At 64.3% G+C, this 255-nt stretch carries 1 protein-coding gene; it reads right to left on the minus strand.

Annotated features, from left to right (window positions below; translation table 11 throughout):
* Window positions 1-255 (minus strand): ISAs1 family transposase (locus AC066Y_RS43385; RefSeq protein ID WP_478279157.1); only part of this gene is annotated, 255 nt, incomplete at both ends.

Below are 255 nucleotides of genomic sequence, written 5' to 3' on the forward strand. Positions count from 1 at the left end.
GGCCAGGTTGGCCGGTCCGTTGCCCTTGCGATTGCGGGCAAGGTCCTCGTCGAGGGTGACGTCGAGCGGCCAGTGCAGGCGATTTTCGATGCCCCAATGAGCACGGACGATGCGCAGGACCTCTTTGCGGCTGTAGGGGCGGCTCATCAGGAAGTAGCGCTCGACCGTGTCGTCCTGTCCCCGCTTGCTGGTGATGCGGGCGACAGCTTTGAGGCCCGGAAAGTCGTGCTTCTTGGCCATGCCAGGAACCGATGC

This window comes from Bradyrhizobium sp. USDA3010 (assembly GCF_056429065.1).